Raw genomic sequence first — 23,004 nt, 5'->3', positions numbered from 1 at the left:
GGTCTCCTCGAGACGGTGGGCCCTGCCGGGATCGAACCGACGACATCCACGGTGTAAACGTGGCGCTCTACCAGCTGAGCTAAAGGCCCTGGTGCGCTCAGTCTATCCGGCGGCGCATGCGCGCCCACGTCGTGGAAGAGGGATAGGCTGAGGTCGGCGCGCGTTGTGCACGGCCGACAAGGCTGCCCGTGTCGCTTCCCGTTTCCTTGGCATGACCTGCCAGCTTGACGAAAGGTTCCCCCGTGACCGTCCACGACCAGGATCCGTACTCTCAGGGCCCCCTCGACAGCGATCCGGAGGAGACCGGCGAGTGGCAGCAGTCGCTCGATGAGCTGGTGGATGCCAAGGGACACGGCCGCGGCCGTGAGATCATGCTCAGCCTGCTCAAGCGCTCCAAGGAGCTGCACCTGAACGTGCCGATGGTCCCCACCACGGACTACATCAACACGATCGCTCCGGAGAACGAGCCGGAGTTCCCCGGCGACGAGGAGATCGAGCGCCGCTACCGCGCCTGGATCCGCTGGAACGCGGCCATCACGGTGCACCGGGCGCAGCGTCCCGGCATCGGTGTCGGCGGTCACATCTCCACGTACGCCTCCTCCGCCGCCCTGTACGAGGTGGGCTTCAACCACTTCTTCAAGGGTGCAGACCACCCCGGCGGTGCCGACCAGATCTTCATCCAGGGTCACGCCTCCCCCGGCACCTACGCCCGCTCGTTCCTCGAGGGTCGTCTGACCGAGGACCAGCTCGACGGCTTCCGCCAGGAGAAGTCGCACGCCCCGAACGGCATCCCCTCCTACCCGCACCCGCGGCTGATGCCCGAGTACTGGCAGTTCCCCACCGTGTCGATGGGGCTCGGCCCGATCAACGCGATCTACCAGGCGATGTCGAACAAGTACCTGGAGAACCGGGGCATCAAGGACACCTCGCAGTCGCACGTCTGGGCCTTCCTGGGCGACGGCGAGATGGACGAGGTCGAGAGCCGCGGTCAGCTGCAGGTCGCGGCGAACGAGGGCCTCGACAACCTGACCTTCGTCGTCAACTGCAACCTGCAGCGTCTCGACGGCCCCGTGCGCGGCAACGGCAAGATCGTGCAGGAGCTGGAGTCGTTCTTCCGCGGTGCCGGCTGGAACGTCATCAAGGTCGTCTGGGGCCGCGAGTGGGACGACCTGCTCGCCCGCGACACCGACGGCGCGCTGCTGAACCTGATGAATGTCACGCCCGACGGCGACTACCAGACCTACAAGGCGGAGTCGGGCGCGTACATCCGCGAGCACTTCTTCGGGCGCGACGAGCGCACCGCCGCCCTCGTCAAGGACTACTCCGACGACGACATCTGGAACCTCAAGCGCGGCGGCCATGACTACCGCAAGGTCTACGCCGCGTTCAAGGCCGCGACCGAGCACAAGGGCAAGCCGACCGTCATCCTCGCGAAGACCGTCAAGGGCTACGGGCTCGGCCCGCAGTTCGAGGGCCGCAACGCGACCCACCAGATGAAGAAGATGACGCTGGACAACCTCAAGACGTTCCGCGACGCGATGCACATCCCCATCACGGACGCGCAGCTCGAGGAGAACCCGTACCTTCCCCCGTACTACAACCCGGGACCGCAGGACGAGACGATCCAGTACATGCTGGAGCGCCGTCGCGCGCTGGGCGGCTTCCTGCCGGAGCGCCGCTCGACCCACGTGGGGCTCTCGCTCCCCGAGGAGAACGCGTACGCGCTGCCGAAGAAGGGCTCGGGCACGCAGGAGATCGCCACCACCATGGCCTTCGTCCGCCTGCTGAAGGACCTGCTGCGCTCGAAGGAGTTCGGTCACCGCATCGTGCCGATCATCCCCGACGAGGCGCGCACGTTCGGCATGGACGCCTACTTCCCGACCGCGAAGATCTACAACCCGAACGGTCAGCACTACACGTCGGTCGACCGGGAGCTGCTGCTCGCCTACAAGGAGAGCCCGCAGGGCCAAATCGTCCACGTCGGCATCAACGAGGCGGGCGCCCTCGCGGCCTTCACCGCGGCCGGCACGTCGTACGCCACGCACGGCGAGCCGCTGATCCCGATCTACATCTTCTACTCGATGTTCGGCTTCCAGCGCACGGGCGACGCCCAGTGGGCGGCGGGCGACCAGATGGCACGCGGCTTCATCATCGGCGCGACCGCCGGACGCACCACCCTGACCGGTGAGGGCCTCCAGCACGCCGACGGCCACTCGCACCTGCTGGCCGCGACCAACCCGGCTACCGTGTCTTACGACCCGGCCTACGGCTACGAGATCGCGCACATCGTCCGCTCCGGTCTGGAGCGCATGTACGGCGGCGAGCACGAAGACCCGAACGTCATGTACTACCTCACGGTGTACAACGAGCCGATGGTGCAGCCCGCCGAGCCGGCGGACGTGGACGTCGACGGCATCGTCCGCGGCATCCACCGCGTCTCGGTCGGCGAGGGCGACGGGCCTCGCGCCCAGCTGTTCGCGTCGGGCGTGGGACTGCCGTGGGCGATGGAGGCGCAGGAGCTGCTCAAGAACGACTGGGGCGTGATCGCCGACGTGTGGTCGGTCACCTCCTGGACGGAGCTGCGCCGCGACGGTCTCGCCGCCGACGAGCACAACTTCCTCCACCCCGAGCAGGAGCCGCGCACGGCGTACCTCACGCAGAAGCTGCAGGGCGTCGAGGGTCCGGTCGTGGCGGTGAGCGACTTCATGCACGCCGTCCAGGACCAGATCCGTCCGTGGGTGCCGAACCGCTTCGCCACGCTCGGCGCCGACGGTTTCGGCTTCTCCGACACGCGTGCCGCTGCTCGTCGCTTCTTCAAGATCGACGGTCCGTCGATCGTGGTGCGCACGCTGCAGTCGCTCGCGGAGGAGGGCACGGTCGACCGTTCGCTCGCCGCGCAGGCCATCGAGAAGTACCGTCTGCACGATGTGAACGCCGGCACCAGCGGTAACGCAGGCGGGGAAAGCTGAGCCTTCGGTGACACCGTCGTCTGCCGCCGGCATGGACAAGGCCGCGACACTCACCTGGCTGCGCCGGATCTCCGGTGACATCGCCTCGGTGACGATCAAGCGGCTGGAGGACACGCTCCCGTGGTACGCCGACATGCCACCGGCCCGCCGTTCTGCGGTCGGGCTGGTGGCGCAGGCGGGCATCACCTCGTTCATCCAGTGGTACGACGACCCCACCTCGACCCCGTGGATCGCGGCGGACATCTTCGCCGCCGCGCCACGGGAGCTCCTGCGCAGCGTGAGCCTGCAGCAGACGCTCCAGCTGATCCGCGTGACGGTGGAGGTGACCGAGGAGCGCGTCGCCGGCAAGGGTGAGCATCTCCGCGAGGCCATCCTGCTGTACTCGCGCGACGTCGCGTTCGCCGCGGCCGACGTGTACGCCCGCGCCGCAGAGGCCCGCGGCCTGTGGGATGCGCGCCTCGAGGCACTCGTGGTGGACTCGATCCTCACGGGAGAGGCCGACGAGGAGCTGCCGAGCCGCATCGCCGCCCTGGGCTGGCACGGACACGGCGAGGTCGCGGTGCTGGTCGGCACGACGCCTCCGCAGTTCGATGTGGACCTCGTGCGTCGGACGGCGCGGAAGCTCGCGGTCGACGTGCTGATCGGCGTGCAGGGCTCACGGCTCGTCCTGGTGCTCGGCCGTGCCCGCGTGGCCGGACAGGAGGGCGAGGACGAGGAGCTGGGCTTCCAGGAGATCGCCGCCCGGCTCGAGCCGTCGTTCGGGCCCGGCTTCGTCGTGCTCGGACCCGCGGTCGCCGCCCTCGTCGATGCGAGCCAGAGCGCCAGGGCGGCCCTCGCCGGCTTCGCGGTGGCTCGCGCCTGGCGGAGCGCACCGCGACCGGTGGAAGCCGACGACCTGCTGCCCGAGCGCGCTCTGGCGGGCGACCCCCTCGCGAAGCAGACGCTGGTCGAACGCATCTTCCGCCCACTGCAGGCCCATTCGACCGATCTGGTGACGACGCTGTGGAGCTACCTCGACAACGGCCGCTCGCTGGAGGCGACCGCGCGCGAGCTGTTCGTGCATCCGAACACCGTGCGCTACCGCCTCAAGCGCGTGAGCGAGGTGATCGGGTGGGACGCCACGGGCCCGCGCGAGGCCCTCATCCTGCAGACGGCCCTCATCCTCGGGTCCATCGGTGCCGCGGAGCAGGTGCGTCGCCGCCCGTCCGCACGGCGCCCGCCGCGGTGACGCCGCCGGGCCCTGTGCGCCACACACAAGGGATCCTCGCAATCTTGTGATGGATCATCCACCGCTCGTCGGCAATCGTTGGCAGACTGGGTGGGTGATTGTCGTCGTCTGCCCTGGACAGGGCTCGCAGACCCCCGGTTTCCTCGCCCCCTGGCTCGACCTCGACGGCGCCGAGGAGCGTCTCGCCTCCTTCTCCGAGGCGGCCGAGGTCGACCTCCGCACCCACGGCACCGAGTCCGACGCCGACACCATCCGTGACACGCGCATCGCGCAGCCGCTGATCGTCGCCGCGTCGCTCCTCGCCGGAGACGCCCTCGTGCAGCGGTCCGGCCGCCGTGCGGACGGCATCGCCGGTCACTCGGTCGGCGAGGTCGCCGCCCTCGTGGGCAGCGGGGTGATCGACGAGACGACCGGCATGCGTCTGGTGGGGATCCGCGGCCGCGCGATGGCCGATGCCGCCGCGCAGACCCCCACGGGCATGAGCGCGGTGCTGGGCGGCGACGAAGAGGCGCTGCTCGCCCGCCTGGCCGAGCTCGGCCTGTCCCCCGCCAACTACAACGGCGGCGGCCAGATCGTCGTCGCCGGACCGCTGCCGGCACTGGCTGCTCTGGCCGAGGAGCCGGTGAAGGGCACGCGCGTGGTGCCGCTGCAGGTCGCCGGCGCGTTCCACACCTCGTACATGGGCTCGGCGGTCGCCGCGCTCCGCGACGCGGTGGCCGACGTGTCCCCCGTCGACCCCGACATCACGCTCTGGACCAACCGCGACGGCTCCGTGGTCTCCGACGGCGCGCAGGCGCTCTCGTATCTCGTCGACCAGGTGTCGTCGCCGGTGCGCTGGGACCTCTGCATGGCGTCGTTCGCCGAGGCGGGCGTCACCGGGGTCATCGAGCTCGCCCCCGCCGGCGCCCTCGTCGGCCTCGCCAAGCGCGGGCTCCGTGGTGTGCCGACCGTGGCCGTCAAGACCCCCGAAGACCTCGACGCAGCCGTCGCGCTGCTGAACGGAGACGCCGCATGAGCGCCACGCTCGCCCAGCTCACCGGCCCCGCGTACACCCGCATCTACTCGTACGGTGCCGCGCGCGGCGAGAACGCCGTCCCGAACGACGACCTGATCGGTCCGATCGACTCGAGCGACGAGTGGATCCGCCAGCGCACCGGCATCGTGACTCGCGTGCGCGCCGACAAGGGAACGGATGCGATCGACCTGGCCACGGCCGCGGCCGCGGAGGCCATCGAGAAGTCGGGCGTCCCCGCCGACCAGGTCGACCTCGTGATCGTCGCGACGATCAGCAACCCGAAGCAGACGCCCTCGGTCTCGGCGATCGTCGCCGACCGCGTCGGTGCGAACCCGGCGGCCGCCTACGACATCAACGCCGCCTGTGCGGGTTATGCGTACGCGATCGCGCAGGCCGACGCGCTCATCAAGGCCGGTACGGCACGCCACGCTCTCGTGATCGGCACCGAGAAGCTGTCCGACGTGGTCGACCCCACCGACCGCAGCATCTCGTTCCTGCTCGGCGACGGTGCCGGCGCTGCACTGATCGGCCCCAGCGAGACGCCGGGCATCTCCCCCGCCGTGTGGGGTTCGGACGGCTCCAAGGCCGACGCCGTGGGCATGAACGCCACCCTCACCGAGTTCCGCGACGGCGAGGTGCCGTGGCCCACGCTGCGCCAGGAGGGCCCGACCGTCTTCCGCTGGGCGGTGTGGGAGATGGTGAAGGTCGCCCGTGAGGCACTGGACAAGGCGGGCGTGACCGCGGAGGACCTCGCCGCGTTCATCCCTCACCAGGCGAACATGCGCATCATCGACGAGTTCGCCAAGCAGCTCGGTCTGCCGGAGACCACGGCGATCGCCCGCGACATCGAGACGACGGGCAACACCTCGGCCGCCTCCATCCCGCTCGCGAGCCACCGCCTCCTGGCTGAACACCCCGAGCTTTCGGGTGGGCTGGCGCTGCAGATCGGCTTCGGCGCCGGTCTCGTGTTCGCCGCACAGGTCGTCGTCCTCCCCTGAGTCCGCGCCGACCTTCCCTAGACTGTTCCACGGTTCCTAATACACCCCGTAAGAAAGAGGAAGACCACCATGGCTTTCACCAACGATGAGGTCCTCTCCGGCCTCGCAGAGCTCATCACCGACGAGACCGGCATCAACGCCTCCGAGGTCGCCCTGGAGAAGTCGTTCACCGACGACCTCGACATCGACTCGATCTCGATGATGACGATCGTCGTCAACGCCGAGGAGAAGTTCGGCGTGACCATTCCCGACGACGAGGTCAAGAACCTCAAGACCGTCGGCGACGCGGTCAACTTCATCGTCGCGGGCCAGGAGTAACACGGCAGGATGCCACCCCCGCTGCGGCGGGGCGTGGCATCCTCCGCTCTGCCCATCTCCCGCACGACTCCCGTTCGACAAGGAACCACCTTCATGACCAAGCGCATCGTCGTCACCGGCATCGGCGCCACGTCCGCCATCGGCGGGACGGCTCCCGAGAACTGGACCAACCTCCTCGCCGGGGTGTCCGGCACCCGCACGATCGAGCACGACTGGGTGCAGCAGTACGAGCTGCCCGTCACGTTCGCCGCCTCGGCGATCGTCCGCCCCGAAGAGGTGCTGCCGCGCCACGAGGCCAAGCGTCTGGACCCGTCTTCGCAGTTCGCGTTGATCGCGGCACGCGAGGCCTGGGCCGACGCCGGTTCCCCCGAGGTCGCCCCCGAGCGCCTCGGCGTCGACTTCGCGACCGGCATCGGCGGCCTGTGGACCCTGCTGGACGCGTGGGACACGCTGCGCGAGAAGGGACCGCGCCGCGTCATGCCGCTGACGGTCCCGATGCTCATGCCCAACGCTGCCGCGGGCAACCTCTCGCTGCAGTTCGAGGCCCGCGCCTACGCGCAGACCGTGGTGAGCGCCTGTGCCTCGAGCACCGAGTCCCTCATCCACGCCTTCCACCACCTGCAGGAGGGTCTCGCCGACGTCGTGATCGCCGGCGGCACCGAGTCCGCGATCCACCCCATCACGATGGCGGCGTTCGCCTCCGCGCAGGCCCTCTCCCGCCGCAACGACGACCCGGCCCACGCATCGCGTCCGGGCGCGATCGACCGCGACGGCTTCGTGATGGGCGAGGGAGCGGCCGCGCTGATCCTCGAGACCGAAGAGCACGCCAAGGCTCGCGGCGCCAAGATCTACGGCTACATCCTGGGCGGCGGCGTCACGGCCGACGCCTACCACATCACGGGCAACGACCCGGAGGGCAACGGCGCGGCCCGTGCGGTCACGCAGGCTCTCGAGGAGGCCGGCATCACGGCCGACCAGGTCACGCACATCAATGCCCACGCCACCTCGACGCCGGTGGGCGACCCGAACGAGTACACAGCTCTCAAGAAGGTCTTCGGCGACCGGATCGATGAGATCCCGGTGTCGGCCACCAAGGCGTCGACCGGGCACCTGCTCGGCGGCACCGGCGCGCTGGAGGCGATCTTCTCGATCCTCGCGCTGCGCGACCGGGTCGCCCCTCCGACGATCAACATGACGGAGCCCGACCCCGAGGTCCCGTTCCGCCTGTCCGGAGAGCCGATGCCCTTGGGCGACGGACCGCAGATCGCGATCAGCAACTCCTTCGGCTTCGGCGGACACAACGCGGTGCTCGTGGTGGGCAGCGCCGACTGACGACCCCGTACGACACGACGAGGCCCCCGGGACGTCCCGGGGGCCTCGTCCTGTCTCGACGGACCCGGCTCAGCCGTTCGAGACGGCGAGCCGCTGCGACCGGGCCCTGCGGCGCCGCTCGATGCGGGGAAGGAACCAGCCGATGAGCGGACCGACGCCGAACGCGAAGAGCACGGTCCCCACACCCACCGGGCCGCCCAGCAGGAATCCGATGAGGAGCACCGAACCCTCGATCACGGTCCTGGCGAGCCAGACCGGCCATCCGGTGGTCCGGACGAGACCCGTCATCAGTCCGTCCCGCGGGCCGGGACCGAAGTCAGCGGCGATGTAGAGCCCGGTGGCGAACGCCAGCAGCACGAGTCCGAACACGAACATGGGCGCGCCGATCCACACGTTCGGCGGGGAGGGCAGTGCCAGCAGTGCGAGATCGGCGCTGGGGCCGATCAGGAGGGCGTTGAGCAGGGTGCCGAGACCGACGCGCTGGCGCAGGGGGATCCACAGCAGCAAGACCACGATCGACACCAGCACGGTGACGGCGCCGTAGCCGAGGCCGCTCCGTCCCGCGACACCGAGCGCGAGCACGTCCCACGGCGCCACACCGATGCCCCCGCGGACCATGAACGCCAGCGCGATGCCGTAGAGCATCAGTCCGATGACGAGCTGGAGCAGGCGCTCCGCGAGGTCGCGAGGGCTCGTGGCGCGGACGGGCAGGAGGATGGAGCGCAGGAGCATCTCTCCATCGTGGAACGACGGGAGCCGCGGTCGCCGAGACCACTGCGACAAAAGTGGCCTGCGTATAGCAGTCCACTTTGCGGCAAGCTGGAGTCATGTCCTCACGACTCGTGGAACAGCTCGGAGCGCGCAGCGTCGCCGGTGCCTCGGCCACCGCCCTGGCTCGCCAGATCACCGCGCTCATCCTCGACGGCCGGCTCACGGTGGGTGAACGACTGCCCAGCGAGCGTGCTCTCGCGGTCGAGCTGCGCCGCTCCCGCTCGACCATCACGCGCGTGTACGGCCTGCTGGAGGCGGACGGCTACGTCACGCGCCACCACGGCGGCAGCACCCGGGTCGCACTCCCCCACGGCCCCGCGCTGCCGGGACAGGACGGCGACGGCGACGCGATCGACCTCTCCATCGCCTCGATGGACTCCACCCCCGGGCTGTACGACGCGACCGTGCGCTCGCTCCCGCGACTCGCGGCGCTGCGCGGCACGAGCGGCTACTCGCTGCAGGGGCTTCCGGAGCTGCGCGAGGCGCTCGCGCAGCGCTTCACGGAACGCGGGGCCGACACCACCGCGGACGAGATCATCGTGACGTCCGGAGCGCTCAACGCCGTGAACCTGATCCTCACCGCGATCGGGCGTCGGGGCGAACGCGCACTCGTGGAACAGCCGACCTTCCCCCACGCGCTCGAAGCCCTCCATCGGCACGGCTACCGCCTGGTGCCCACGCCGGTCGACACGGACGGCTGGGACACCCGCCACGTCACGGACACGCTGCTCAGCGCGCGGCCCCACGTCGCCTACCTCATCCCCGACTTCCACAACCCGACCGGTGCCACCCTTCCGCAGGAGGAGCGCTCCCGCATCGCCGCCACCGCGCGCCACGCGGGAACCCATCTGATCGTCGACGAGACCACAGCCGAGCTCGACATCGACCGCGGCTGGGCTCCTGTCCCCCTCGCCGCGGAGGGGCCGCACGTCATCACCGTCGGCTCGATGTCGAAGATCGCGTGGGGCGGGATGCGCATCGGGTGGATCCGGGCCGAGCGTTCCGTGATCGCGCGCCTGCTCGCCGTCCGACCCTCGTTCGAGCTGGGCACCGCGCTGCTCGAGCAATGCATCGCGGTCGAGCTGCTGCGCGACATGCCTGCACTCGGCGCGCACGTGCGCAGCCGGCTCACGGCGGGACGCGCTGCCGTCGCCGAGGGCCTCACGCACCTGCCCGGCGTGCGGATGCCGCGCACCCCGGGGGGCCTGTCGGCCTGGATCGATCTGGGCGCGCCGGTCTCGACGGCGTTGTCGCTCGCCGCCCGCGAGCAGGGCCTGATCCTGCCCCCAGGGCCGCGCTTCACGACGGGCGGGGTGCTGGAGCGCCGGCTCCGCATCCCGATCACCCTTCCGCCGGAGCGCACGGCGGAGGCGATGGCCCGTCTCGCCCTGGCGTGGGGCGACCTCGTGGGAGGCGGCCGTCAGCCCGCGGCGGAGATGCGCCACGCGGCTGTCATCTGACGACGAAGACCCCGCCGCGGCATCCGTGGCGGGGTCTTCGTCGAGCGGGGCGAGGATACGTCTTCTCAGCGTCCGGGATCACTCACCGGAATCCGATACTCACGCCTCCCGCGCCCCCGGTCTGCGGGCCGGTCAACCGACCTTGTGGAGCCAGACGACGCGCGCATCGTCACTGGCGTGGCGGAACGGTTCGAGCTCCTCGTCCCAGGCGGAGCCGAGCGCGATGTCCAGCTCGCGCTGCAGCTCGACGGCGTTTCCTGCGGCGATCTCCATCGCGTAGCGGATGCGGTCCTCGCCGATCACGATGTTGCCGGCGGCGTCGGTCTGCGCGTAGTGGATGCCGAGATCCGGAGTGTGCAGCCAGCGTCCGCCGTCACTGCGGGGCGTCGGGTCTTCCGTGACCTCGAAGCGCAGGTGCTCCCAGCCGCGGATCGCGGTCGCGAGCGCAGCACCCGTGCCGACGGGGCCGTCCCAGTAGAACTCGGCGCGCCGGGCGCCGTCGAGGACCGGCTGCTCCGTCCAGTCGAAGTTCACCGCACGCCCGATAGCGCGACCGACCGCCCATTCCAGGTGCGGGCAGAGCGCGCGAGGCGCCGAGTGGATGAACACCACTCCGCGTGCGTAAGCCGTCGCCATGATCTCTCCGTTTCATCAGGTGCGTCTTCCCCTACGACCTGACCCACGAAGTGGCGAGAGTATGCGGTTGTGCGCCCATTCTCGCGGAGTTCCGCATAAATCACAAGCGTGTGATTCCATGACGAAGGCCCCGGTCGAGCGACCGGGGCCTTCGTCATATCAGTGGAGGATCACGCCTCGCTCATGGCCTGCTTGACCTGCTGGCCCTTGGCGGCGTAGTACGCGGCGCGCGCCGCGTCCTTGCGCGCCTGCTCGGCGTAGCCGAACTCCAGCACGTCCTGCGGGACCTCGACGTTCGGGACGTCGTCGGTGCCGTGGTACTTCTCGATGTAGGCGTCGAGCTCGGGGCCCGAGGTCCACGACGTGATCAGGCAGTAGCGCGGGTCGGTGCCGTTGTGGGTGGCGGCATGCCACAGGCGCTGTGTGTCCACGATCAGCTGCGCGCCGGCCGGCAGTGCGATGCGGTACTCGATGCTCGGGTCGGTGCGGTTCTCGCGCAGGACGAAGTAGCTGTCCTTGTCGTCGGTGAGGTTGAAGAAGCCGCGGACGACCCAGCCGGTCCCGTCCGGGTTCAGGCGGTTGTTGTCGTCCTGGTGCAGGTTGTACAGGCAGTCGCCGTACGGGGTGGGCTGCAGCTCGATGATGCGGCACCGACCGACGTTGGCACCCGGCTCCTGCGCGCGGCGCGTCAGGTTCGGTGCCTTCGCGACCTGGGAGTCGATCCAGACGCCGTCCTTGTCGGTGCGCGGCGGCTTGTGGTTCCAGAAGCCGTTGCACTCGATGTCGCCGAAGGCGCTGGCGAGGGGCGCGAACCGGGTGTCGCCCGAGGACTTCCAGTCGTTGTACTCGACGTCCAGCCACTCCTTGGGATCGGCCTCCTGGTCGTAGCTGTCGAGGACGACGAAGCCCTTCTCCTCCAGCGCTGCGGACTTGATGTATCCCATGATCGAGTCATGTTCCTTTCATCGGGGGCCAGCACGTTTTAACAGGCCCTGATAAGGCAAGCCTAACAGCGGGGCTCGCCGCCTCCCCGGAGGGCGGCCGTGCATAACCCGAATAGACTGGGCGGGGCGTCGAGCGCGTTCTCGGCGCCCGTCGCAACGGGAGGATCAGACACCAGCATGAGCACCGCGACCAACGTCGAGGCGACAGCAGTCAACACGATCGAATGGCTCGCGGCGGGACGCACGACCATCGTCGTCCCCGTGTATCAGCGGCAGTACCGGTGGGACATCGGCGGCTGCGAACGGCTCCTGTCCGACGTCCGCGCGGTCGCGGCGGAAGACGACGCCCACCGTCACTTCCTCGGCTCCATCCTCTCCGCGCAGGACGGCAGCGGCGAGGACGCCGACCTCATCCTGATCGACGGACAGCAGCGGATCACCACGCTCATGCTCCTCGTCGCCGCCCTGCATCACGCGGTCCGCGACACCGATCCGGCCCTCGCCGCCGAGCTCTCCCGCGTGCTCGTCCTGGCGGACGCTCCCGGACGCACCAAGCTCCGACCCCACGACGCGTGGGCCGAGCTGTACGAGTCCGTCGTCCTCGACCGCCGCGACGACCTCGACCGCGAGTCGCGGTTCGACGACAACTACGCGTTCTTCCGCAGCCAGATCCACGTCGACGAAGTGCCGCTGATCTGGCGGGGGCTGCAGCGCCTGGAGCACGTGTCGATCACGCTGGGTCCCCGTGCCAACGCGCAGCAGATCTTCGAGAGCCTCAACTCCACCGGCGAGCCGCTGCGCGACCACGAGCTCATCCACAACTACATCCTGATGGGCCTGAGCCACGCCGAACAGCTCGACGTCGAGTCGCGCTTCTGGCTGCCCATCGAACAGCACACCGGCGAGGCGATCGGCGCGTTCTGGCGCCACTACCTCGTCATGGTCACCGGCCGAGAGGTCGCGGCGAACGGCGAGCACGGCGTGTACAGCGCGTTCCGCCAGTCGTTCCCGCGCGTCGACGTCGCGCACCTCCAGGCCGATGCCGCGAACTGGCGGCACTTCGCCGAGCTCTACGGCATCCTGCTCGACCCGTCGCGGGAGCCCGACCTCGAGATCGCGCGGCAGCTGCGGGCCGTCAACACGTTCGGACGCTCGTCGTATCCGCTGGTGCTCAACGCCTACAGCGACCACGTCCGCGGACGCATCGACCGAGCCGAGTTCCTGCAGACGCTCGAGTGGCTGCAGGCCATGTACCTCCGCCGCGTGCTGGTGAATCTGCCGACCGAGCGCCTGATCGCGCGGCTCTGCCGGGCGCGCGCGAACGGTCAGGAAGCGCTTGCCCGTGCGATCGCCCGCATCACGCCGTCGGACGAGCGTGTGAGCGCCGTCCTGAAGTACAGCGAGCTGCCCTACCCCGCCTATGTGCTCGGGCGACTCGAAGGCGTCGACGAGGTCGAGGGCTTCGATGTCGAGCACATCGTCCCGGCCGTCCCCGGTGACGCGTGGTCGGGCGACGGCGTGCGTCCGTGGAGCGAGTACAGCGAGGACGAGCAGAACAGCCACCGCGCGCTCGCTCCCACGCTGGGCAACCTCACGCTGCTCGAGCAGGGGCTGACCGAGCGCGTGTTCGGGGCATCGTTCCCGGTCAAGCGCGACGAGGCCTACGCGCGCAGCACCGTGCCGGCCACGCAAGAGCTGACCGCCGCTGCGGCATGGGGCACCGCCGCCATCACGGCCCGCACGGTCGCGCTGACGGCCGAGCTGCTGCGGATCTGGGCCCGCCCTGCCCTGCCGGAGATCGACGACGACGGCCTCACGCCGATCCTCGACGCCGTCCGCCGGCGCGGCTGGCCGGCCGGCTGGGAGCGCGAGTTCGACTACGTCGAGTACCGCGGAGAGCGCTGGGAGGTCTACGACGTCAAGCACCTCTTCAACCGCGTGTTCCGGCGTGCGTGGACCGACACCCGTGAGGCGGCCGTCGCGTACTGCGCCGCGCACGGCGGCCCCATCTACGACGCCCAGGCGTGGAAGGGCCAGTGGGACCGGCTCGACGACGAGCACTCGCTGTACATGGGGTGGGACTCGAACTACATGATGACCGCGGTGCAGGGCGTGCTGGAGGAGTCCGGGCTCGCCTCCGAGGTCTTCGTCAAGTACTCCTACATCGGGAACGTGATGTGACATGACCACCACCGTCCGCCGCCGCCTGCTCGACCTGACGATCGACGAGCACACCCTGACCGTTCCGCTCGTGTGGGACGACCCCGCCGACCCGCGCACCATCGACGTGTTCGCCGCGGTGGTCGCGCGCGAGGGCGGAGAGCAGCTGCCGTACCTGGTCTTCCTGCAGGGCGGCCCGGGGCACGAGGCGCCGCGGCCGTTCCACTCCTCCACCGCCCCGGCGTGGCTCGACCAGGCGCTCGCGCACTACCGGGTCGTGCTGCTCGACCAGCGGGGCACCGGTCGTTCCACCCCCGTCGGCGACGACGACCTCGCTCAGGGAGCCGACGCGGTGGCCGAGCACCTGACCCACCTGCGCGCCGATGCGATCGTGCGCGACGCCGAGGCGATGCGCGAGCACCTCGGTGCCACCACCTGGAGCGTGCTGGGTCAGTCGTTCGGCGGGTTCACCACGCTCGCCTACCTGTCGACCGATGCCGGGTCGCTGCGCGACGTGTTCATCACCGGCGGCCTCAGCACCGTCGAGCGGCACCCCGACGAGGTCTACGCGCTGTGCTACGACAAGATGCGCATGGCCTCCGAGCGCTACTACCGCCGGTTCCCCGAGCACCGCGACACCATGCGCCGACTGATCGACCTCGCCGACGAGGGCCGCATCGTCCTGCCGGACGGCGAGGTCGTCTCGCGCTCGCGCCTGCGCTCGGTCGGCTCCGCGCTCGGCACCGACGACGGATGGCAGACGGTGTGGTCGCTCCTGGAGCGCGACCCCTCGTCGAACGCCTTCCGGTACGACCTGATGCACGCCATGCCCTTCGGCGGCCGCAATCCGCTGTACTACGTGTTCCATGAGTCGAGCTACGCGAGCGGCCATGCGACCCGGTGGTCGGCCGAGCGCGTCGAACCCGCCGACTTCCAGGACGACCCCACGCTGTTCACGGGCGAGCACATCCGCCGCGAGTGGACCGACACGGTTCCGGCGCTGCGGCCGTGGCGAGAGGTCACTCTGGCCCTGGCCGAGCACGCCTGGCCGCAGATCTACGATCCCGCGGCGATCACCGCCTCGGGTGCGACGGGAGCCGCCGCCGTGTACGTGGATGACGTGTACGTGCCGCTCGAGTTCTCGCTCGAGACCGCGCGACTGCTCCCCGGGGTATCCCTGTGGGTGACCAGCGAACACGAGCACAACGGCTTGCGGACGGGCCAGGTGCTCTCCCGCCTGATCGACCTCGCCGCGGGCCGACGCCTGCGCTGACGCCCCACGGCGACACCGCAGCCGCCTATCCTGAGGGCATGCGAGACGTCATGGCGTGGGCGACGGTCGCGCTGGTCCTGGTCACGGGTCCCGCGCTGCTGATCGCCGGGATGCGGCACACGTTCTCGCGCAAGCCTGTCGAGGAGAAGTACGAGCACGCGACCGGCGGCGGGCTCGTCGGCGCATTCGACAGCGTGTGGTCCCCCTCTGCTCACGAAGCCGGCCAGGAGCGCGATCGGCAGACACGGCGCACCGCCCCCGCCCCCTCCCCGGGCGACCCGCCCGACCGCATCTGCGGCACCAGGATCATCATCGACCTGTGACGGGCGCCGGGCATGACGAAGGCCCCGCGTTCCGAGGAACGCGGGGCCTTCGTCGGGGGCCCTTACTTGGAGGAGCCGCCGAAGCCCTTGAAGCGCTGGTTGAACTTCTCGACGCGACCGGCCGAGTCCATGATGCGCTGCTTGCCCGTGTAGAAGGGGTGCGAAGCCGAGGAGATCTCGACGTCGATCACCGGGTACTCCACGCCGTCCAGCTCGATGGTCTTGTCGCTGGTGACGGTGGAACGGGTGAGGAAGGTCTCGCCCGAGCCGAGGTCGCGGAACACGACGGCCTGGTAGTCGGGGTGAATGTCAGTCTTCATGGGATTCCTTAGTTGCTGCCCTGGATTGTGCCAGGGACGAGGGAAGTCTGCGGTGCAGAGAGCACCAAGGGTCGATTCTATCAGATGCCGCGTCAGGACGCGGCGCGGGCGGCGTAGCGGCCACCCTCCTGAGACAGCGTGATCGGCATCCCGAACGCGGCCGTCAGCGACTCGCTCGTGAGCGACTCCTCGATCGGCCCCGCCGCGACGACGACGCCGTCACGCAGCAGCAGCACGTGCGTGAAACCGACCGGGATCTCCTCCACGTGGTGCGTCACCATCAGCATCGCGGGCGTCGACGGCGCCGAGGCGTACCCGCCGAGCAGGGCGAGCAGTTCCTCGCGCGAGCCGAGGTCGAGCGAGGCCGTCGGCTCGTCGAGCAGCAGCAGCTCCGGGTCGGTCATGACGGCGCGCGCGATCTGGACACGCTTCTGCTCGCCGTCGCTGAGCGTGCCGAACGTGCGGTCGGCGAGGTGGTCCAGACGCCAGTCGCGCAACACGCGGAGGGCGCGGCGCTCATCGATGTCCTCATAGCTCTCGTTCCACCGGCCGAGCACCGAGTACGCGGCCGTGAGCACCGTGTTGAGCACGGTCTCGTCACGCGGAACCCGCTTGGCCATCGCGGAGGAGGCGAACCCGATCCGGGGGCGGATCTCGAACACGTCGGTGCGACCGAGCGTCTCGCCCAGCACGGTGACCGTGCCGGCCGTCGGGTGCATGAGCGTGTCGGCCAGCTGCAGCAGCGTGGTCTTGCCCGCGCCGTTCGGCCCGAGGATCACCCATCGCTGATCGTCGGCGACCTGCCAGGTCACGTGATCGATGATGTTGCGCCCCTCTCGGCGCACGACGACGTCAGCGAAATCCAGAGCGATCGGCATGCGGCCAGCCTATCGGCTCAACGGATCAGCTCCGCGTAGAGCGCGCGGGTCGCTTCCGCGATCGCGGTCCAGCTGAACTGGGTCCGCGCCCGCTCCCGTCCGGCTTCACCGTATGCGCGGGCGCGCTCCGGATCCGTCGCGACCTCGGTCAGCACGGCGGCCAGGTCGGCGACGAAGCGCTCCGGGTCGATCGGGGTGCCCGTGCCGTCCTGCACCTGCTCGATCGGCACCAGGCGGCCGGTCACGCCGTCGTCGACCACCTCCGGGATCCCACCCGTGGCCGTGCCGACGACCGCGGCGCCGCACGCCATCGCCTCCAGGTTCACGATGCCCAGCGGCTCGTACACCGAGGGGCACACGAACGTGGTCGCTGCGGCGAGGATGGCCGACAGCTCGTCGCGGGGGAGCATGCGCTCGATCCAGATGACGCCCTCGCGAGTCTGCTGCAAAAGCCGCACCCCCTCCTGCACCTCGGCCATGATCTCCGGGGTGTCCGGGGCGCCGGCGCACAGCACCAGCTGCACCTCCGGCGGCAGGAGCCGGGCCGCCTGGAGCAGGTACGGCAGTCCCTTCTGCCGGGTGATCCGCCCGACGAACACCACGGACGGGCGAGCGGGGTCCATGCCGATCGACTCCAGGAACGCGGCGTCCTCGACCGGCCGCCAGCGCTCCACATCGATGCCGTTGTGGATCACCCGGACACGCGCGGGGTCCACCCCGGGATAGCTGCGCAGGATGTCGGCGCGCATCCCCGCGCTCACCGCGACGACGGCGGCCGCGTTCTCGTACGCCAGCTTCTCGATCCCGCTCGACACCGCGTAGCCGCCGCCGAGCTGCTCCGCCTTCCACGGTCGCAGCGGCTCCAGGCTGTGCGCGGTCAGCACGTGCGGGATGCCGTGCAGCTGCGACGCGAGATGACCGGCGAAGTTCGCGTACCAGGTGTGGCTGTGCACGAGGTCGGCCCCGCCGATCGCGGCGACGATCTCGAGGTCGGTGCCCAGCGTCTGCAGCGCCGGGTTCGCGCCGGCCAGTCCGGTCGGCGTGCGGTACGCGAACGTGCCCTCCTCCTCGCGCGGCGCACCGAAGGCGCGGACCGTCACATCGATGCTCTCCCGCAGGGCGGCGACCAGCTCAGCCACGTGCACTCCGGCGCCGCCGTAGATCTCCGGCGGGTACTCCTTGCTGATCATCTCGACTCGCATGCCTAGACGCTAGCGACCGGCTTGTCCAGACGCTAGTTTCCCCGGCGCGGCGGCATCTATGGTGGAGCCATGTCCGCTCCAAAGAAGGTCTTCGGGATCATCCTCGCCGGCGGCGAGGGCAAACGACTCATGCCGCTGACAGGGGATCGTGCGAAGCCTGCCGTGCCGTTCGGCGGCCAGTACCGCCTGATCGATTTCGCCATCTCCAACCTGATCAACTCGGGCCTGCGTCAGATCGTGGTGCTCACCCAGTACAAGTCCCATAGCCTGGACCGGCACATCTCGCAGACCTGGCGGATGTCGGCACTGCTCGACTCGTACGTCGCCTCCGTCCCCGCGCAGCAGCGACTGGGCAAGCGATGGTTCTCCGGCTCGGCCGACGCGATCCTGCAGAGCATGAACCTGATCAACGACGAGAAGCCGGACATCGTCGTGGTGATCGGCGCCGACCACGTCTACCGCATGGACTTCCGCCAGATGCTCGAGGCGCACATCGAGTCGGGCGCCAAGGCCACCGTGGCCGGCATCCGGCAGCCGCTCGCCCTCGCCTCGCAGTTCGGCGTGATCGACGCGGACCCGGAGTCCGGACGCATCCGGCAGTTCCTCGAGAAGCCGACCGACGCCACCGGTCTCGCGGACTCCCCCCACGAGGTCCTGGCCTCGATGGGCAACTACATCTTCGACGCGGACGCCCTGATCGCCGCCGTCGAGGCGGACGGCGAGTCCCCGACGTCGAGCCACGACATGGGTGGCGACATCGTGCCGTACTTCGTCGACCGCGGCGAGGCCGGCTACTACGACATGAAGCAGAACGACGTCCCCGGCTCGTCGCCGCGCGACCGCTCCTACTGGCGGGATGTGGGGACGATCGACTCGTTCTTCGACGCGCACCGTGATCTGATCTCGACACTGCCCGTGTTTAACCTCTACAACATGGAGTGGCCGATCCACTCGCAGGCGGTGAACTCGCCGCCTGCGAAGTTCGTGCGCGATTCCGTCGGCCGCATCGGCAACGCGATCGACTCGATCGTGTCCCTCGGCTCCGTCCTGTCCGGCACGCACCTCGAGCGGAGCGTGGTGGGACCGTGGACCCTGGCCGGTGGCGGTTCGACCATCACCGACTCCGTCGTGTTCGATCATGTGCACGTCGGGCAGGGCGCTCGCGTGCACCGGGCGATCCTCGACAAGAACGTCGTCCTCGCGGACGGCGCGACGGTCGGTGTGGACCGTGAGCGAGACCTCGCGCGCGGCTTCACCGTGACGGAGTCGGGCATCACCGTGGTCGGCAAGGGCGTCTTCATCGAGCGCTGAGCCGTCACGCCGTCCGGGCCCGTGCGCCCGCATCGCTAGGCTCGGAGGGTGACCTCCGCGCGCTTCCTCGTCGTCCTCGATGCCGATTCCACGCTCATCCGCAACGAGGTGATCGAACTCCTCGCCGACGAGGCCGGCCGCCGCGCGGAGGTGCAGGCCGCCACCGAGGCCGCGATGCGGGGCGAGATCGACTTCGCATCCAGCCTCCGCTCCCGCGTCGCCGCACTGGAGGGGGTGCCGGTGTCGGCGTTCGAGCGCGTCCGCGCCCGCATCGAGCCGACCCCGGGCGTCCGCGAGCTCACCGCCGCCGTGCACGCGCGCGGTGGCGTGGTGGGCGTCGTGTCCGGCGGGTTCCACGAGATCCTCGACCACATCGCTCCCGAGCTCGGCGTCGACCGGTGGCGTGCCAACCGCCTCGAGGTCGCGGACGGCGCGCTGGCGGGTCGCGTCGACGGCGACATCGTCGACGGCAAGGCCAAGGCGTCCTGGCTGCAGACCTGGGCGGATGTGCTCAGGGTCCCGCGGCGAGCCACCATCGCCATCGGTGACGGGGCGAACGATCTGCCCATGATGGCCGTCGCCGGACTCGGACTCGCGTTCAACGCGAAGCCGGCCGTCCGGGAGGCCGCGAGCCTCGTCGTCGCCACGCAGGATCTCGCCGAGGTCATCCCTCTCCTGCCGTGAGGGCGGTGGTGGATGTCGGCGGCCAGCGCTAGCGTCGCCGCATGGACATCATCCTCATCCCCGGACTCTGGCTCGACGCGCGCAGCTGGGACGACGTGATACCGGCGCTGGAGCAGGCAGGACACCGCACCCATCCGCTCACCCTTCCCGGTCTCGGGGCTTCCGGTCCGGCCGCCTCCGACATCGGCATGGCGGAGTGGGTGGCCGCGGGCGTCGCCGCCGTCGATGAGGTCGAGGGCGAGGTGGTCGTCGTCGGTCACAGCGGAGGCGGCAATGTGGCCTGGGGAGTCGCCGACGCGAGGCCCGAGCGCGTGCGGCGCGTGATCTTCGTCGACACGGTGCCGCCGCCGCCCGGTTCGGGCATCAATGAGTTCGAGGTCGTCGACGGTGCCGTCCCGTTCCCCGGGTGGGACTTCTTCCCCGACGAGGATGTGCACGACCTCGACGACGCGACACGGGCCCGCACGGTCGGGCTGACGCAGAGCGTGCCGGGACGCGTGCCCGCGGACGAGATCCAGCTCGAGAACCCCGCGCGCCACTCCGTGCCGGTGACGCTGCTCATGGGCGGGCTCGACGAGGAGGCGTTCGAGGCGACGATCGCACAGTGGGGTGCATACGCGGAGGAGTTCCACGCCATCGCCGACGCCGAGGTCGTGCGCATCGGGTCCGGCCACTGGCCGCAGTTCTCGGTTCCGCAGCGCCTGGGTGAGCTGCTGGTCGCCGCCGTCGCCCGGTGAGTCGGACGTGCGGACGGGTCGGAGCCCGGGCCTCTCAGCGCGTCAGTGGCCCATCCCGAGGCCGCCGTCGACGGGAATGACGGCACCCGAGATGTAGGCGGCATCATCGCTCGCGAGCCAGGTGACCACACCCGCGACCTCATCCGCCGTCGCGAACCTTCCGGCGGGAATGCTGGCCTGGTACTGCTTCTGCGTCTCCTCCGGGAGCTCCGCGGTCATGTCGGTCTCGATGAACCCGGGCGCGACGACGTTGGCGGTGATGCCGCGGGCCCCGAGCTCACGCGTGATCGACCGGGCGAAGCCGACCAGGGCGCTCTTCGACGCCGCGTAGTTGACCTGACCGGCGGAGCCGTAGAGCCCGACGACGCTGGAGATGAGGATGATGCGTCCGAACCGGGCGCGCAGCATGCCCTTCGAAGCACGCTTGACGACGCGGAAGGTGCCGCCGAGGTTGGTGGCGACCACGCTGTCGAAGTCGTCCTCGCTCATGCGCAGCAGGAGGGTGTCCTTCGTGATCCCGGCGTTGGCCACCACGATCTCGACCGGGCCGAGCTGCTGCTCGACCTCGGTGAACGCGGCATCGAGGGACGCGGCATCGGTGACATCGGCGCGCACCGTGAGCGTGCCCTCCGGACCCTCGCCGCTGCGGGCGGTGACGGCCACGCGGTACCCCTCTCGCACAAAGCGCTCGGCGATGGCGCGGCCGATGCCGCGGTTGCCTCCGGTGACGAGGACGACGCGGTCAGCACTCATGGGGGCACTCCTGCTCTGGTCGGGGGTCGGGTTTCCGAGCCGTGAACGATCCTAGCGACTGCAGCGAGCGTGCCCCGGGCGGAATCGGGGCGCCGCCGAGCCCGCACCGGCGTAGGCTGGAAGCATCGTGAAGAACGCACGTCGAGTCCCGGCCGTCACCTCTCTCCCCCAGTCTCCCGGGGACGAGAGCGACCACCGCGTGCGCCGCTACGCGCTCACGATGACGATCCGCATCGTGTGCTTCGGCCTGATGTTCTTCGTGCAGCCGTTCGGGTGGTACACGTGGGTGTTCGCCCTGGCCGCCGCTGTGCTGCCCTACATCGCCGTGGTGTTCGCCAATGCGGGAAGCGACAGCACGGAGACCTCCGCCGAGTCGCCGTTGCAGGAGCTCGATGCGGCTCCCGGTCCTCCGCCTGTGCAGGAGGCGAACCCCGGCGTCTTCACGATCCGCGAAGGCCGCGCGGAGCAATGACCGATCTGATCTGCTCGCGCGCCGGATGCCGGAGCGCGGCGACCAGCCAGGTCGTGTGGCGCAATCCCCGCATCCACGCCCCCGACCGCGAGAAGATCTGGCTGGCGTGCCCCGAGCACGTGGACTTCCTCCGCGACTATCTGGCCGCCCGTGACTTCCCCGTGACCGTGAGAGACGGTGTGCCCTCGTGAACAACCGCCTGACCCGCTGGGGCGTCTACACCCTGATCGCGATCGGGTTCGCGATCGCCTGCGCCTTCCTGTCGCACTGGCAGTTCGAGCGCAACGAATCGCGGGCCGAGCAGATCGCGCTGGTCGAGCAGAACTACGACGCCCCCGCGGTGCCCCTCACCGAGGTGCTGGGCGACGACGACGTGCTCGATCCCGACGACGAGTGGCGGCCGGTCACCCTGCAGGGCGAGTACCTCGCCGACGAACAGCTGCTCGTGCGCAACCGCCCGCACGGGGGCACGAGCGCCTTCGAGGTGCTGGTGCCGTTCCGCGATGTCGACGGTCGCGTGCTGATCGTCGACCGGGGGTGGGTTCCGCCGGGCGAGGGTGACGTGCCGGACGCCATCCCCGCCCCACCGTCCGGCGAGGTCACGGTCACGGTGCGCCTTCGACCCGGCGAGCCGCTTCCCGCCTCCGGTCGCGGCGCGCCGGAAGGCCAGGTGCCCACGATCCATCTGCCGTCGATCTCCGAGACCATCGACGGTGGCGCCCTCACCGGCGCTTACGGGCGACTGGTGTCGGAGGACCCGGCGGGCTCGGGAACCCTCGGCGGCTTCGACTCGCCCACCGACGATCCCGGTCCGCACCTGTCGTACGCGATCCAGTGGATCCTGTTCGCGATCATGGGGTTCATCTTCATCGGCTACATCATCCGCACCGAGATCGTGAAGCACCGCGAGGAGCTCGAGGGGAAGCCGGCACCCGTGAAGGCGCCGCGCCGGCGCGACCGCGACGCCGACGTCGAGGACGAGCTGCTCGACGCCCGCTGAGCCCGAGTGCCGCGCCGCTCAGGTGTCGGTCGTACCGCTCACGTGCCGTCCCCAGCCGCCGCGTGCCACCTCGTACACGATCCGAGTGTGCCGTCGATCGGTCGCCCCCTGCCAGAACTCCACCCGCGAGGGCTGCAGGCGCCACAGCACCCAGTCCCCGGCGGCGACCCCGTCCCGCGCGGCCGGAGACCGTGCGGCCAGGTCGGCCGCGCTCTCCGCG

General features: G+C 70.0%; 24 protein-coding genes and 1 tRNA gene. 16 read left to right on the top strand and 9 right to left on the bottom strand.

What is annotated here, in order from left to right; translation table 11 throughout:
- Positions 1-16: 16 nt before the first annotated feature.
- Positions 17-89 (bottom strand) — tRNA-Val (locus DW309_RS17830).
- 153 nt (positions 90-242) lie between these two features.
- Between DW309_RS17830 and aceE the strand changes: the two genes are divergently transcribed.
- The 6 genes from aceE (at position 243) to DW309_RS17800 (ending at position 7,860) form a co-directional block, all read left to right on the top strand.
- Positions 243-2,969 (top strand): pyruvate dehydrogenase (acetyl-transferring), homodimeric type, encoded by a 2,727-nt coding sequence (aceE, locus tag DW309_RS17825; RefSeq protein WP_136030225.1) that lies wholly within the window; start codon positions 243-245, stop codon positions 2,967-2,969.
- 31 nt (positions 2,970-3,000) lie between these two features.
- Positions 3,001-4,197 carry a PucR family transcriptional regulator gene (locus tag DW309_RS17820; RefSeq protein WP_136030264.1) on the top strand — a complete coding sequence of 399 codons (1,197 nt, stop codon included), beginning with the start codon at positions 3,001-3,003 and terminating at the stop codon, positions 4,195-4,197.
- A gap of 94 nt (positions 4,198-4,291) precedes the next feature.
- Positions 4,292-5,212: an ACP S-malonyltransferase gene (locus DW309_RS17815; protein ID WP_136030223.1), complete on the top strand. Its 921-nt coding sequence runs from the start codon at positions 4,292-4,294 to the stop codon at positions 5,210-5,212.
- A complete protein-coding gene (locus DW309_RS17810) occupies positions 5,209-6,210 on the top strand; it encodes a beta-ketoacyl-ACP synthase III (RefSeq protein ID WP_136030221.1) in 1,002 nt (333 codons plus the stop codon). The genes DW309_RS17815 and DW309_RS17810 overlap by 4 nt, the downstream gene beginning before the upstream one ends.
- A 69-nt stretch (positions 6,211-6,279) precedes the next feature.
- On the top strand, positions 6,280-6,528 hold the full coding sequence (locus DW309_RS17805; RefSeq protein WP_136030219.1) for an acyl carrier protein: 249 nt from the start codon (positions 6,280-6,282) through the stop codon (positions 6,526-6,528).
- A gap of 93 nt (positions 6,529-6,621) precedes the next feature.
- Positions 6,622-7,860 carry a beta-ketoacyl-[acyl-carrier-protein] synthase family protein gene (locus DW309_RS17800; RefSeq protein ID WP_136030217.1) on the top strand — a complete coding sequence of 413 codons (1,239 nt, stop codon included), beginning with the start codon at positions 6,622-6,624 and terminating at the stop codon, positions 7,858-7,860.
- Between the two features lie 69 nt (positions 7,861-7,929).
- Here DW309_RS17800 and yczE read toward each other — a convergent pair whose 3' ends face one another.
- Positions 7,930-8,592 (bottom strand): membrane protein YczE, encoded by a 663-nt coding sequence (gene yczE / locus DW309_RS17795; protein ID WP_136046132.1) that lies wholly within the window; start codon positions 8,590-8,592, stop codon positions 7,930-7,932.
- 95 nt (positions 8,593-8,687) lie between these two features.
- On the opposite strand from yczE, the gene yczR reads away from it, so the two are divergent.
- Positions 8,688-10,091 carry a MocR-like transcription factor YczR gene (gene yczR / locus DW309_RS17790; RefSeq protein WP_136046131.1) on the top strand — a complete coding sequence of 468 codons (1,404 nt, stop codon included), beginning with the start codon at positions 8,688-8,690 and terminating at the stop codon, positions 10,089-10,091.
- Between the two features lie 132 nt (positions 10,092-10,223).
- Here the strand turns inward: yczR and DW309_RS17785 are convergent, their stop codons facing one another.
- Positions 10,224-10,727, bottom strand: a complete 504-nt coding sequence (locus DW309_RS17785) for a DUF3145 domain-containing protein (RefSeq protein WP_136030211.1) — start codon at positions 10,725-10,727, stop codon at positions 10,224-10,226.
- Between the two features lie 170 nt (positions 10,728-10,897).
- Complete coding sequence (locus DW309_RS17780; protein WP_136030209.1) at positions 10,898-11,671, bottom strand: hypothetical protein; 774 nt, start codon at positions 11,669-11,671, stop codon at positions 10,898-10,900.
- A gap of 177 nt (positions 11,672-11,848) precedes the next feature.
- Here DW309_RS17780 and DW309_RS17775 point away from each other — a divergent pair, with 177 nt between their 5' ends.
- Genes DW309_RS17775 through DW309_RS17765 form a run of 3 tightly spaced genes read left to right on the top strand, consistent with a single transcriptional unit; the run spans position 11,849 to position 15,427 of the window.
- A complete protein-coding gene (locus DW309_RS17775; RefSeq protein ID WP_136046130.1) occupies positions 11,849-13,852 on the top strand; it encodes a DUF262 domain-containing protein in 2,004 nt (667 codons plus the stop codon).
- A gap of 1 nt (position 13,853) precedes the next feature.
- The gene (locus tag DW309_RS17770; protein ID WP_136046129.1) at positions 13,854-15,104 is read left to right on the top strand and encodes an alpha/beta fold hydrolase; all 1,251 of its coding nucleotides are present in this window, start codon (positions 13,854-13,856) and stop codon (positions 15,102-15,104) included.
- A gap of 38 nt (positions 15,105-15,142) precedes the next feature.
- The gene (locus DW309_RS17765) at positions 15,143-15,427 is read left to right on the top strand and encodes a hypothetical protein (protein WP_136046128.1); all 285 of its coding nucleotides are present in this window, start codon (positions 15,143-15,145) and stop codon (positions 15,425-15,427) included.
- Positions 15,428-15,489: 62 nt separating this feature from the next.
- Here DW309_RS17765 and DW309_RS17760 read toward each other — a convergent pair whose 3' ends face one another.
- From DW309_RS17760 to glgA, 3 genes are all read right to left on the bottom strand, one after another.
- On the bottom strand, positions 15,490-15,747 hold the full coding sequence (locus DW309_RS17760) for a type B 50S ribosomal protein L31 (protein ID WP_047520045.1): 258 nt from the start codon (positions 15,745-15,747) through the stop codon (positions 15,490-15,492).
- Between the two features lie 92 nt (positions 15,748-15,839).
- On the bottom strand, positions 15,840-16,625 hold the full coding sequence (locus DW309_RS17755; protein ID WP_136036170.1) for an ABC transporter ATP-binding protein: 786 nt from the start codon (positions 16,623-16,625) through the stop codon (positions 15,840-15,842).
- A 17-nt stretch (positions 16,626-16,642) separates the two neighbouring features.
- Entirely contained in the window at positions 16,643-17,827 is a 1,185-nt protein-coding gene (gene glgA / locus DW309_RS17750; RefSeq protein WP_136036171.1) for a glycogen synthase, read from the bottom strand.
- A gap of 69 nt (positions 17,828-17,896) precedes the next feature.
- On the opposite strand from glgA, the gene DW309_RS17745 reads away from it, so the two are divergent.
- From DW309_RS17745 to DW309_RS17735, 3 genes are read left to right on the top strand one after another with little or no spacing between them, the layout of a single operon-like run.
- Positions 17,897-19,138, top strand: coding sequence for a glucose-1-phosphate adenylyltransferase (locus DW309_RS17745; protein ID WP_136030197.1), 1,242 nt, complete (start codon positions 17,897-17,899; stop codon positions 19,136-19,138).
- A gap of 48 nt (positions 19,139-19,186) precedes the next feature.
- On the top strand, positions 19,187-19,822 hold the full coding sequence (gene serB / locus DW309_RS17740; protein ID WP_136046127.1) for a phosphoserine phosphatase SerB: 636 nt from the start codon (positions 19,187-19,189) through the stop codon (positions 19,820-19,822).
- Between the two features lie 41 nt (positions 19,823-19,863).
- A complete protein-coding gene (locus DW309_RS17735; RefSeq protein ID WP_136046126.1) occupies positions 19,864-20,559 on the top strand; it encodes an alpha/beta fold hydrolase in 696 nt (231 codons plus the stop codon).
- Positions 20,560-20,601: 42 nt separating this feature from the next.
- On the opposite strand, the gene DW309_RS17730 is transcribed toward DW309_RS17735, so the two are convergent.
- Entirely contained in the window at positions 20,602-21,312 is a 711-nt protein-coding gene (locus DW309_RS17730) for a beta-ketoacyl-ACP reductase (protein ID WP_136046125.1), read from the bottom strand.
- A 127-nt stretch (positions 21,313-21,439) separates the two neighbouring features.
- Here DW309_RS17730 and DW309_RS17725 point away from each other — a divergent pair, with 127 nt between their 5' ends.
- The 3 genes from DW309_RS17725 to DW309_RS17715 are packed head-to-tail and all read left to right on the top strand — an operon-like array spanning position 21,440 to position 22,784.
- Positions 21,440-21,784, top strand: coding sequence for a DUF3099 domain-containing protein (locus DW309_RS17725; RefSeq protein ID WP_136030188.1), 345 nt, complete (start codon positions 21,440-21,442; stop codon positions 21,782-21,784).
- Positions 21,781-21,975: a hypothetical protein gene (locus DW309_RS17720; protein ID WP_136030186.1), complete on the top strand. Its 195-nt coding sequence runs from the start codon at positions 21,781-21,783 to the stop codon at positions 21,973-21,975. The genes DW309_RS17725 and DW309_RS17720 overlap by 4 nt, the downstream gene beginning before the upstream one ends.
- A complete protein-coding gene (locus DW309_RS17715; protein WP_136046124.1) occupies positions 21,972-22,784 on the top strand; it encodes an SURF1 family cytochrome oxidase biogenesis protein in 813 nt (270 codons plus the stop codon). Before DW309_RS17720 ends, DW309_RS17715 begins: the two co-directional genes overlap by 4 nt.
- 18 nt (positions 22,785-22,802) lie before the next feature.
- On the opposite strand, the gene DW309_RS17710 is transcribed toward DW309_RS17715, so the two are convergent.
- Positions 22,803-23,004: pyridoxine 5'-phosphate oxidase C-terminal domain-containing protein (locus DW309_RS17710; protein ID WP_275090553.1), on the bottom strand; the 202-nt coding region annotated here is incomplete at its 5' end.

Source organism: Microbacterium sp. K41, from assembly GCF_004794395.1.
GTDB classification, from domain to species: domain Bacteria; phylum Actinomycetota; class Actinomycetes; order Actinomycetales; family Microbacteriaceae; genus Microbacterium; species Microbacterium sufflavum.
Note: the sequence above shows the minus strand (reverse complement) of the source record. Positions and strands in the feature narration are given on the sequence as shown.

What these genes read in the sequence shown, in the direction of transcription:
- DW309_RS17780 (WP_136030209.1), bottom strand. Translation starts at nt 11,671, where the DNA reads ATGGGATACATCAAGTCCGCAGCGCTGGAGGAGAAGGGCTTCGTCGTC.
- DW309_RS17720 (WP_136030186.1), top strand. Translation starts at nt 21,781, where the DNA reads ATGACCGATCTGATCTGCTCGCGCGCCGGATGCCGGAGCGCGGCGACC.
- DW309_RS17760 (WP_047520045.1), bottom strand. Translation starts at nt 15,747, where the DNA reads ATGAAGACTGACATTCACCCCGACTACCAGGCCGTCGTGTTCCGCGAC.
- yczE (WP_136046132.1), bottom strand. Translation starts at nt 8,592, where the DNA reads ATGCTCCTGCGCTCCATCCTCCTGCCCGTCCGCGCCACGAGCCCTCGC.
- DW309_RS17730 (WP_136046125.1), bottom strand. Translation starts at nt 21,312, where the DNA reads ATGAGTGCTGACCGCGTCGTCCTCGTCACCGGAGGCAACCGCGGCATC.
- DW309_RS17775 (WP_136046130.1), top strand. Translation starts at nt 11,849, where the DNA reads ATGAGCACCGCGACCAACGTCGAGGCGACAGCAGTCAACACGATCGAA.
- DW309_RS17785 (WP_136030211.1), bottom strand. Translation starts at nt 10,727, where the DNA reads ATGGCGACGGCTTACGCACGCGGAGTGGTGTTCATCCACTCGGCGCCT.
- yczR (WP_136046131.1), top strand. Translation starts at nt 8,688, where the DNA reads ATGTCCTCACGACTCGTGGAACAGCTCGGAGCGCGCAGCGTCGCCGGT.
- DW309_RS17820 (WP_136030264.1), top strand. Translation starts at nt 3,001, where the DNA reads ATGGACAAGGCCGCGACACTCACCTGGCTGCGCCGGATCTCCGGTGAC.
- DW309_RS17745 (WP_136030197.1), top strand. Translation starts at nt 17,897, where the DNA reads ATGTCCGCTCCAAAGAAGGTCTTCGGGATCATCCTCGCCGGCGGCGAG.
- DW309_RS17800 (WP_136030217.1), top strand. Translation starts at nt 6,622, where the DNA reads ATGACCAAGCGCATCGTCGTCACCGGCATCGGCGCCACGTCCGCCATC.
- DW309_RS17805 (WP_136030219.1), top strand. Translation starts at nt 6,280, where the DNA reads ATGGCTTTCACCAACGATGAGGTCCTCTCCGGCCTCGCAGAGCTCATC.
- glgA (WP_136036171.1), bottom strand. Translation starts at nt 17,827, where the DNA reads ATGCGAGTCGAGATGATCAGCAAGGAGTACCCGCCGGAGATCTACGGC.
- DW309_RS17770 (WP_136046129.1), top strand. Translation starts at nt 13,854, where the DNA reads ATGACCACCACCGTCCGCCGCCGCCTGCTCGACCTGACGATCGACGAG.
- DW309_RS17735 (WP_136046126.1), top strand. Translation starts at nt 19,864, where the DNA reads ATGGACATCATCCTCATCCCCGGACTCTGGCTCGACGCGCGCAGCTGG.
- DW309_RS17765 (WP_136046128.1), top strand. Translation starts at nt 15,143, where the DNA reads ATGCGAGACGTCATGGCGTGGGCGACGGTCGCGCTGGTCCTGGTCACG.
- DW309_RS17755 (WP_136036170.1), bottom strand. Translation starts at nt 16,625, where the DNA reads ATGCCGATCGCTCTGGATTTCGCTGACGTCGTCGTGCGCCGAGAGGGG.
- DW309_RS17810 (WP_136030221.1), top strand. Translation starts at nt 5,209, where the DNA reads ATGAGCGCCACGCTCGCCCAGCTCACCGGCCCCGCGTACACCCGCATC.